This window comes from Paenibacillus sp. OT2-17 (assembly GCF_009827695.1).
GTDB classification, from domain to species: Bacteria; Bacillota; Bacilli; order Paenibacillales; family Paenibacillaceae; genus Paenibacillus; species Paenibacillus polymyxa_B.
Genome location: NZ_WUDQ01000026.1, coordinates 18,541 through 27,679, shown reverse-complemented (window position 1 = coordinate 27,679; position 9,139 = coordinate 18,541). Strand labels below are relative to the sequence as shown.

General features: G+C 44.2%; 9 protein-coding genes. 1 reads left to right on the top strand and 8 read right to left on the bottom strand.

Going from position 1 to position 9,139, the window contains the following annotated elements:
• Positions 1-146 precede the first annotated feature (146 nt).
• From GRP75_RS07695 to GRP75_RS07660, 8 genes are all read right to left on the bottom strand, one after another.
• A complete protein-coding gene (locus GRP75_RS07695; protein ID WP_010349245.1) occupies positions 147-1,106 on the bottom strand; it encodes an ABC transporter permease in 960 nt (319 codons plus the stop codon).
• A gap of 1 nt (position 1,107) precedes the next feature.
• The gene (locus GRP75_RS07690; protein ID WP_071558985.1) at positions 1,108-2,187 is read right to left on the bottom strand and encodes an ABC transporter permease; all 1,080 of its coding nucleotides are present in this window, start codon (positions 2,185-2,187) and stop codon (positions 1,108-1,110) included.
• A complete protein-coding gene (locus GRP75_RS07685) occupies positions 2,180-3,718 on the bottom strand; it encodes an ABC transporter ATP-binding protein (RefSeq protein WP_023987756.1) in 1,539 nt (512 codons plus the stop codon). Before GRP75_RS07685 ends, GRP75_RS07690 begins: the two co-directional genes overlap by 8 nt.
• Before the next feature lie 140 nt (positions 3,719-3,858).
• Positions 3,859-4,896 carry a BMP family lipoprotein gene (locus tag GRP75_RS07680; RefSeq protein ID WP_023987755.1) on the bottom strand — a complete coding sequence of 346 codons (1,038 nt, stop codon included), beginning with the start codon at positions 4,894-4,896 and terminating at the stop codon, positions 3,859-3,861.
• A 377-nt stretch (positions 4,897-5,273) separates the two neighbouring features.
• On the bottom strand, positions 5,274-5,633 hold the full coding sequence (rplT, locus tag GRP75_RS07675) for a 50S ribosomal protein L20 (protein WP_007429517.1): 360 nt from the start codon (positions 5,631-5,633) through the stop codon (positions 5,274-5,276).
• Positions 5,634-5,685: 52 nt separating this feature from the next.
• Positions 5,686-5,886, bottom strand: a complete 201-nt coding sequence (gene rpmI, locus GRP75_RS07670; RefSeq protein ID WP_013309379.1) for a 50S ribosomal protein L35 — start codon at positions 5,884-5,886, stop codon at positions 5,686-5,688.
• A 20-nt stretch (positions 5,887-5,906) separates the two neighbouring features.
• Positions 5,907-6,404, bottom strand: coding sequence for a translation initiation factor IF-3 (gene infC / locus GRP75_RS07665; protein ID WP_013309378.1), 498 nt, complete (start codon positions 6,402-6,404; stop codon positions 5,907-5,909).
• Positions 6,405-6,714: 310 nt separating this feature from the next.
• Entirely contained in the window at positions 6,715-7,953 is a 1,239-nt protein-coding gene (locus GRP75_RS07660) for a glycosyltransferase family 2 protein (RefSeq protein ID WP_160789010.1), read from the bottom strand.
• Positions 7,954-8,563: 610 nt separating this feature from the next.
• Here GRP75_RS07660 and GRP75_RS07655 point away from each other — a divergent pair.
• Positions 8,564-9,091, top strand: coding sequence for a phosphatase PAP2 family protein (locus GRP75_RS07655; RefSeq protein WP_013309376.1), 528 nt, complete (start codon positions 8,564-8,566; stop codon positions 9,089-9,091).
• The last annotated feature ends 48 nt before the right edge of the window (positions 9,092-9,139 follow it).

Sequence of the window (9,139 nt, the reverse complement as noted above, 5' to 3'; positions counted from 1 at the left end):
TTCCAGTCGCTCCGAAGTGCAAGATATAGACGAACTAAACCATTTCGATCTATATCTTGTTCACTGGAAGTCGCTTATGGGATTTTTGCAAAATCCTCACACCAATGTACATTTTTCAAAACATGCGCATTAGCTGTCTATAAGTTTTAACGCTTGCTTGGATCATAAAGTTGACCTAAAGCGGCCGGAGCGCGTGAACGTCCGACAGCCGCTACCAGTACAATAATCGTCAGGAGATACGGCAACATAAAAATAATTTCCTGGGGAATACTTTGCGACCATGCGAACAGCTGCACATAGTTGCGAATGGCTTGTGAAAAACCAAAAAACACTGCTGCGCCAAAAGCGCCGAGCGGATTCCATTTACCGAAAATCATAGCGGCAATAGCAATATATCCCTGCCCCGAAACTGTATTGTGCGAGAACATGTTGGTTGTAGTCAGAGTAATTGTAGCTCCACCAATCCCAGCCAACGCCCCACTGATCATAACGCCAATATAACGAAGACGATTTACTTTAATACCCACTGTATCGGCCGCTCCTGGATGCTCCCCAACGGAACGCAAACGCAAGCCAAACGGTGTTTTATACAAAGTAAAATAGCCAATAATAACTAATAGAATGGCTAAATATGTCGTTGGGTAAGCTTGGAAAAAGGCTTTTCCTGCAATCGGGATATCCACAAGGTAAGGGATGGATATTTCGTTAAAACCCTGAATCCGACCGGTGTCACCATCTCCCTCAAATAAAAGCTTAACCATGTACAGTGTACTACCTGCTGCCAGAAAGTTAATAACTATACCGCTTATAACCTGATCGGCTTTAAACGTAATAGAGGCTACAGCATGAATTAGCGAAACCAAAATACCGAACACGGCAGCTGACAGCACACCTACCCAAGCCGCAGAGGTGCCTCCTAGTCCAGCTTGCTCGGCATAAAATCCGCCAACACCCGCTGCAAACGCTCCAAATACCATAAGTCCTTCCAACCCGAGGTTCGTTACACCGGATTTTTCTGAAAAAACTCCGCCGAGAGACGCAAAAATAATCGCCGTCGCAAAAACGAGCGTTGTATGGATTAATTCACCAAGTGTTAACCAACTCATTTTACAACACCTTCTCTTTCTTACGCTTGGAGTAGAGCGGCTTCACAACCCAACGTACAATACCTTGGGCCGCAATGAAGAAAATAATCGAGCCAATGACAACCCGGATAATCTCGGGCGGTACATCTGCGCTAAAGCTCATCCCCGCAGAACCATACGTAAGCGTTCCGAACAAAACAGAACCGAGCAGCACACCGAATGGGTTATTCATCCCAATCAGAGCTACAGCGATACCATCAAAACCCGTTCCCGGTGATCCTGCCATGACAGATTGATAATGGAATACTCCCAGCACTTCAAAGGCGCCTGCCAATCCGGCAAAAACCCCACTAATAAACATCGCTTTTATGATATTACGATTTACATTCATACCTGCATAACGGGATGCATCCTGATTAAATCCGACAGCCCGAAGCTCATAGCCCTGCTTTGTTTTCCACATGAAAATGTAGAAAAAGACTGCTGCCAGCACAGCAATAACTGTGCCCCAATGTACCCGAGCATTCCCCATCATCTGGGACAGCCATTCGATGGAAATTGAAGCAGAAGGCTGGATATTCACAGAACGATTTTCACCATCCATAAGTGCGAACTGATTGATCACCAAATTAGCCAAATACAGACCGATCCAGTTCATCATAATACATGTAATAACTTCATTAACGCCTCGTTTGGCCTTCAAATAGCCAGCAATCGCAGCCCACAGACCTCCGAAAACTGCACCTGCAATTACAGCTAACGGTGCATGAATGATAGCTGGCAACCCATGAAGTTTAATGCCCACAATCGAAGCAGCTGTCATACCTACCAGAAACTGACCTTCGCCGCCGATATTAAACAAACCGGCGCGGGCCGCAAAAGCAAATGCCAACCCCGTTAAAATCAGCGGAGTCATCTCACGGATAGCCTCTCCAAAGTTGTAGGAATCTCCGTATACACGGCTAAACAAAGCAGAATAGGCCACAATAGGGTCATACCCGCCAATCAGCATCACAATAGCACCCAGAAGGAGACCCAAAATAATAGAGACCAGCGCTAGTACAAAGGAGTCTTTTGTGAATATTTTCAATAGATTAGCCATTCTCTACTCCTTTCTTCACTGCACTTCCTGCCATCATCAGTCCCAGTTCCTGGTCATTCGTTTCTTCTGGCAGCACTTCCCCGACAATCTTGCCCTCATAGATGACAGCAATTCGGTCGGATACATTCATAATCTCGTCCAGTTCAAAAGATATGAGCAACACAGCTTTACCTTGGTCCCGTTGGGCAATCAGTTGTTTCTGGACAAATTCAATAGCTCCGACATCCAGACCGCGTGTAGGCTGTGCTGCAATGAGAAGGTCTGGATTTTTATCAATTTCACGCGCAATGATAGCCTTCTGCTGGTTCCCACCAGATAGTGCTCTTGCCTTCGTGTGAATATCCGGTGTTCTTACATCAAACTTTTCGATAAGACTTTTGGCCTGTTTCTCTATAGCATCTTTGTTCAAGAAGCCATTTTTACTGTAAGGCGCCTGGTAATACGTCTCCAGCACCATATTTTCACTCATAGAAAAATCGAGCACCAACCCATGCTTATGACGGTCCTCCGGTATATGTGAAACGCCTGCCTCTGAAATTTTGCGTGGTGGCTGATTGGCCACCTCTTGTCCGAGCAAACGAATGCTCCCACCATCCACCTTGCGTAAGCCTGTCAAAGCTTCGATCAGCTCACTCTGTCCATTGCCATCTACTCCGGCAATCCCCAAAATCTCGCCCGCCTTGACCTGAAGGTTCAACTCATTTAGAACATTAATGCCATCCTTGTTTTTAGAAATTACATTGTTCATTTCCAGTACCGTCTGTCCTGGTTGCGCAAGCTGCTTGTCCACTTTAAAGGACACACGACGGCCCACCATTTTCTCAGCCAGCTCATTTGGGGTTGTTTCAGACGTCTTGACCGTATCAATAACCTGACCTCTGCGAATGATCGTAACCGTATCTGCAATTTGCATGATTTCTTTAAGTTTATGAGTAATAAGAATAATTGATTTGCCTTCAGCGACCAAGCGCTTCATAATGTCCAGCAACTCAGTGATCTCTTGTGGTGTCAGTACAGCTGTAGGCTCATCGAAAATCAGAATATCTGCACCGCGATAGAGCGTTTTAATAATTTCTACACGTTGCTGCATACCAACAGATATATCCTCAATTTTGGCATTCGGATTTACCTGAAGGCCGTACTGCTCAGACAACCGCTGTACTTCTGCGGCAGCCTTTTTATAATTGATTTTCAGACCCTTACGTGGCTCCGAGCCCAGGACAATATTTTCGGTCACGGTAAACGGCTGTACGAGTTTAAAATGCTGATGCACCATGCCAATCCCCAGATCAATCGCCTTATTTGGACTATCAATCTGTACGGGTTTACCTCCGATTTCAATTGTCCCTTCATCCGGCTGATACAGTCCGAAAAGAATATTCATAAGCGTAGATTTACCCGCGCCATTCTCACCCAAAAGGGCATGAATTTCTCCCTTATGCAGCTTGATGCTGATGGAGTCGTTGGCAACGATGCCGGGGAATCGTTTTGTAATTTGCTTTAACTCAACGACGGGGGTCGCTGCATCCATGAGATCACCCTTATACACTTTATAGTATGTGCTCCAATGAGCTGATTTTGCCCGTTATAATCCATATAACTCCAGACGTAAGAACAAGGCTAGTCTTATGAACCAGCCTTGTCGCCACCTATATGTTCTTCAAGCCAAACTTATTTCGAAGGAACTGTAATTTCGCCCTTAATAATTTTTTGCTTGTATTGTTCTACAAGATCAAGCACGTCTTTAGGTACGTTTTTCGTTGATGTGTCTGCCAAACCAATACCATTATCCTTCAGAGCCAGTGTCTCGACACCGCCCTTAAATTTACCGTCAATCACTTCTTTAGATACGCGTTTTACAGCTTCATCTACACGTTTTACCATCGAAGTCAATGTTACGTCGTCACCAAACTCAAGCGATTGGTCTTTATCTACGCCAATAACCCATACTTGCTGCCCTTGTTGCTTACGTGCGAGTGCTTCGTTAAATACACCTGTACCAGATCCGCCAGCTGCATGGAAAATAATATCCGCACCGCTGTTATAGATCGTCGCAGCTGCTGCTTTACCCAGGTCCGGCTTATCAAATGCACCTGTGTAGTTAACTTCCAATTTTGCATTTGGATTTACAGCTTTAATTCCTGCTTCGAATCCTTTTTCAAAACGTTTGATCAACGGGCTGTCTTGTCCACCCACAAAACCAATTTTGTTTGTTTTGGTAAGTTTACCAGCTACAACCCCCACCAAGAAGGAACCTTCATTTTCAGCAAAAACAACCGATTTCACGTTAGGCGCATCCACGACACTGTCAATGATCGCCAAGTTTTTGCTTGGGTTGTCTTTCGCTACTTGTCCAATCGCATTCGCCAGATTAAAACCGATTCCCCAAGTCAAGTTAAAATCACCCTTAACAAATTGGTTCAGGTTAGGAATATAATCTTGATCGGATTTACTTTGCAGGTATTTAACTTTAGCGCCTGATTCTTTCTCAGTGGCTTGTAGTGCCTCCCAAGCAGATTGGTTAAACGATTTGTCGTTTACTCCACCCACATCTGTAACCATGCCAATTTGGACATTCGATGTTTTGGCAGAACCACCTGTGTCTCCACCATTTGCGTTGGACGCACCTTGATTTTTGTTACCGCAGCCTGCGAGAATGACCGAGATCGCCAGCAGCATAACCAAAGACATACTGAACATTTTCTTCATGCTGATACTGTTCCCCCTTAGTGTTAGATCCCTGGACTGTCTCTTTTCTTTGAACATGTACATGCTCATGCATGTCATTTACTGACGAGACAGATCGTACAGAAGACTTACTTTAGAGATTATACAATTATGATCGGCTAAAATCTAGACAATTAATAACCTTGGGTCAATTTTTTTTAAAGTTCCATCAATGTAAGCGCTACAAAGTTAAAAAAAACATACATTCTTCCATCTCACGTCATATTTATTCGTATTTTGGAGAAAACGAAGTCTTTACCGTAACATTGAGTATGTACAAAAAAAGGCATCCCTACACAGCGTACTGCTTGGGATACCTTTTTACCACTTTCGCGGTTTCCACGCTTCATTATTAATAATTAAGCGTTGATTTTGCCTTTAGCAACAGTTGCCAAAGAGTTGAATGCATTAATATCATTGACTGCAAGATCAGCCAAGATTTTGCGGTTAATGTCCACACCAGCCAATTTCAGGCCGTGCATCAATTTGCTGTAAGACAAACCGTTCAAACGAGCTGCTGCGTTGATACGCACGATCCACAGTCTGCGGAAGTTACGTTTCGTCTGACGACGGTCACGGTATGCGTAAACAAGCGATTTCATTACCTGCTCGTTAGCTGTTTTAAAAATGCGGTGTTTGGAACCAAAATAACCTTTAGCAAGCTTCAATACTTTTTTATGACGACGACGAACGACGAATCCGCCCTTTACTCTTGCCATATCAATAGACCTCCCAAATAATGTTTATACTTCATTCATTGCAGTGCTAGTGCTATTTCAGGTTAGCAAGACCTTGTTTCAGACGTTTAACGTCCCCAGGTGCCATCTCAGGGTTAGTACCCAGAACGCGTTTTGCACGTTTGGATTTGTGGGAAAGCAAATGGTTTTTGTAAGCTTTGTAACGCATTACTTTACCAGTACCGGTAATTTTGAAGCGGCCTTTAAGGCTGCTATGTGTTTTCATTTTAGGCATTGAACTTCCTCCTTAATTTGTCATTGACTCTTTGGAGCCAATATCATAATCATGCTGCGTCCTTCGAGCTTGGGTTGGCGCTCCACGGTACAAAGATCAGCAACTTCCAATTTCACACGTTCGAGAATTTTTTGACCCACATTAGCATGAGTAATTTCACGACCGCGGAAACGAACGGAGCATTTCACCTTGTCCCCTTCATTCAGGAACTTCACCACATTGCGAAACTTGGTTTGGTAGTCATGTTCCTCGATGTTGGAACGGAACCATACCTCTTTGATGTCAACGATCTTCTGGTTTTTACGGGCTTCCTTTTCTTTCTTCTGTTGCTCATAGCGGAATTTTCCGTAATCCATAATCCGACACACGGGCGGCTTCGCTTGAGGCGCCACGTTCACGAGATCCAAGTTTGCGTCAATCGCCATTTGCAAAGCTTCACGCGTCGGTGTAATCCCGATTTGTTCCCCATTCGCACCAACTAGACGTACTTCTCTCACCCGAATCTCATCATTGATCATATGTTCCTTACTAATAACCCTCCACCTCCAGAACCTGTTATTGTTGTATTGTGTTTAAGCACAAAAAAGGGATGACGACTACACAGCCGACATCCCTGTCTGATACTCAATTCATCATGAAAGTTCAATTCACAAATCATTGGATCATGACCAGCCGGCAATACCGGGCAGGTGAGAAGTCGGACCTTCTACTTGTTAATCCATACTTTTCAATTAACATACTCGAATATCTTATCACGGTGCAATCGAGGTGTCAACCCTTTAATGAAAAATGAATGACACCGATCTTCAGTCCTATTTCACCGTCCAATTAACCTTGCTTACTCTGAACCTCTTCCAAGCGAACGACACGCGTATGCTGGGTATGGCTCCATTGCTTATTGTTCTGTGTAAAGAACGCATAGAACGTAATCGGATACCACGAAACCAAATATACCGGGAATAGCAGCAGGTAGAGATATACTTTTTTGAACGTGACCTTTTCCAAAATCATCGCGATCACAAAGGTAGCAATATTCAGACCCACAGCTATAACACCGGTCCAAGCCGGGAATTGCACATAAATATTTTCGATATTAGGTCCACCAAATAACACAATATCTATCCACATCGCTACTGTCATCAAGAAGGTGAGCAGTACGATATACACGTTCAGACCATAAAGAGCCATATCGAATTTAATCAGGCTTCTCTGCTTGATACTTTGCCACAGCAACGGGAAGAAATAACGACGAGCTACCGTAAAGTGACCTTGCATCCAGCGCAGACGCTGTCTGGACGAAGCTTTGAACGTCAACGGCTTTTCATCATATACCTTGGCATCGTAATTAAATCTTGGATATACGTTGCGTTGTGTGCAGCGCATGGTGAATTCCAAATCCTCTACCAGACTTGTCGCACCCCAGCCCATTTCCTTAAGCAGATTTGTTTCAAAGCACATGCCTGTACCACCGAGGAAATTAGCCATGTTCAGATTGTGACGTGACAGCTGCCACAAACGGTTGATGTACCAATAAGATACCCCGTATGCTGCTGTAATCCAAGAATCCTCAGGATTCTTAGTATCAATGTACCCCTGAATAACACGGGCACCTGTACACAGATCATTGTTCATTTCACTCAAGAAATTGGTATGCGCCAAATTGTCAGCATCAAACATGACAATAGCATCATATTGGCGCGGCATAGCCCATAATTCCTTAAGCATCCACTCAATAGCGTAGCCTTTACCACGCAGATTCGGATTCGTACGTTCACAAGCATTCATGCCGTGAGCGCGAACGATGTCCGCAGTCTTATCTGTACAGTTATCACAGATTACGAACACATCGTAAAGTTCCTTCGGATAATCAAGTTGCTTCAAATTTTCCATCAATGCTCCGACAACCTGTTCTTCATTGTGGGCAGCGACTAAAATGGCAAATGATTTTTCTGGAGCCGCGTGCTCTTTCCTTTTCTTGCGAACCAATCCGAACAAGGAGAATGCAAACTGATAGACTGCGATCACCGCCAGTATGATCTGGAGCGTCACGAAAATAGCGTCTAACATGATCTCTTGTTACCCCCTTTTTATACCCCTTAAAATCTTGCGTTTGTTTGTTTTCTATCTGTGTAGCGCAAGTTGCGGCGCTTTGCGCGCCTTTTCTGTAGTTTTTGACCCGACCCTTGCTTTCTTCATTGGCTGTGCGCAGCCCCCTTTTGGCTGACACAGGAATGCCATTACGATTTTCGTTGGTTTTCAATCTTTTGTCAAAGCCCTTAAACCGGTCTCAGCAGCAAAAAAACACAACAAACCCCCGTTTGAACCGGGAATGCGGCGCTGGGCTTCTCATTCATGACGCTTAGGTCTTATTTTCATCCATTTGCTAACTTTTTATTTCTTTGGTCCCTCCTTTTTGTGGGCCAATTAGCAACCACTTCTAAACACTCTATCTTATTAGACGGATGAACGCAAAGAAAGTTATACAATTCGGCTTATATTCCATTAACATTTCTGTGTAGAATTGAACCAAGTAATTTATGAATATTTAGTGATTCTTGAAATGAACAGCGTTTAAAAATATGATGAGAGCAAGAGAATAATTACTTATGTTCTGATTATGTCAAAATGACTCAAAATATTTGCCGACTGACCTGAACCGGCAACCGGAGGAAACCAAATGCAACGTCTAGTCGTAAAACTTGTAAATCTGGAGCAGCAGTTGTTCAAATGGATCAACGGACGCTTACACAACCGTTTTTTGAACTTCTGGCTTTATTATCTCACACATTTAGGTGGGGCTACCTTTACTATAGCCTCCACACTCCTTATTTGGTGGCTCGCTCCGAATCCGTGGAAAGATTCCGGTATGAAGGGAGCCATCGCTCTCGGGGTCAGTCACATCCCCGTAGCTATCGTTAAAAGGCTGTATCCGCGGATTCGCCCGTATTTGGCGCTACCAGGTACAAATACATTCCGCAACCCCTTGTCGGACCATTCTTTTCCCTCAGGGCACACGACAGCTATTTTTTCAGCTACCGTGCCTTTTATGCTACAGTCACCGATGCTAACACTGCTGCTGTTGCCTGTAGCAACAATTGTAGGTTTTTCTCGGATTTATCTGGGTCTCCACTACCCAACGGATGTACTCGCAGGAGCGGTCATCGGAACGTCTGCAGCAATAGGAACGGTTGCATTCTGGCCTTAAAGCCGATATGGTATGATTGAGAACATCCCAGCAGGAACAGGTGAAATG

Bases quoted from the DNA above. Each gene is read 5' to 3' on its own strand.
- GRP75_RS07695 (WP_010349245.1), bottom strand. From the start codon at position 1,106: ATGAGTTGGTTAACACTTGGTGAATTAATCCATACAACGCTCGTTTTT.
- GRP75_RS07690 (WP_071558985.1), bottom strand. From the start codon at position 2,187: ATGGCTAATCTATTGAAAATATTCACAAAAGACTCCTTTGTACTAGCG.
- GRP75_RS07685 (WP_023987756.1), bottom strand. From the start codon at position 3,718: ATGGATGCAGCGACCCCCGTCGTTGAGTTAAAGCAAATTACAAAACGA.
- GRP75_RS07680 (WP_023987755.1), bottom strand. From the start codon at position 4,896: ATGAAGAAAATGTTCAGTATGTCTTTGGTTATGCTGCTGGCGATCTCG.
- rplT (WP_007429517.1), bottom strand. From the start codon at position 5,633: ATGGCAAGAGTAAAGGGCGGATTCGTCGTTCGTCGTCGTCATAAAAAA.
- rpmI (WP_013309379.1), bottom strand. From the start codon at position 5,886: ATGCCTAAAATGAAAACACATAGCAGCCTTAAAGGCCGCTTCAAAATT.
- infC (WP_013309378.1), bottom strand. From the start codon at position 6,404: ATGATCAATGATGAGATTCGGGTGAGAGAAGTACGTCTAGTTGGTGCG.
- GRP75_RS07660 (WP_160789010.1), bottom strand. From the start codon at position 7,953: ATGTTAGACGCTATTTTCGTGACGCTCCAGATCATACTGGCGGTGATC.
- GRP75_RS07655 (WP_013309376.1), top strand. From the start codon at position 8,564: ATGCAACGTCTAGTCGTAAAACTTGTAAATCTGGAGCAGCAGTTGTTC.